The 460-nt window shown below is 83.5% G+C and carries 1 protein-coding gene; it reads left to right on the top strand.

Features of this window, described 5'->3' with window-relative positions:
- Nucleotides 1-460: hypothetical protein (locus ABD308_RS24805; protein WP_425554844.1), on the top strand; the 460-nt coding region annotated here is incomplete at both ends.

The following is a 460-nucleotide window of genomic DNA, read 5'->3' as shown; positions in this document are numbered from 1 at the left end:
GGCCTGACCGCCCTGCGGCGGACGGCCCTGGCCGGGCCGCTGACGCTGCGGCAGCCCGTCCTGGGGGCGCTCACCGGGGCGGGTGCCCTGCTGCGGCGTGCCCGGCCGGCCCGACTGGTCGGCCCAGCCGTGCTGGGGCTGCTCGCCGCGGGCGGCGGGGACGCCGTCGCCCTGCGGACGCTCCTGGCCGGGACGCCGTGCGCCCGGACCGCCCTGCTGGGGACCGGACTGCCGGGGACCACCGGGCTGCTGGCCGCGCTGGGGCAGGCCGCCGGGGCCGCCCTGCTGCGGGCTCTGCCGGCCCGGGGTGCGCTGCGGCAGACCGCCCTGCTGGTTCGACGCCGGCTGGTGGGGACCGGGCTGGCCGGGGCCGCCCGCCCGGCCGCCCTGCGGCGTCGGGTTCTCGCGCAGCGACTGGCCGACCTGACGGGTCGGCAGGCCGCCGCCCCCCCCACCCGGG

It is taken from the genome of Kitasatospora putterlickiae (genome assembly GCF_039527695.1).
GTDB lineage: Bacteria > Actinomycetota > Actinomycetes > Streptomycetales > Streptomycetaceae > Kitasatospora > Kitasatospora putterlickiae.
This window is presented reverse-complemented; position numbering and strand designations above follow the sequence as displayed.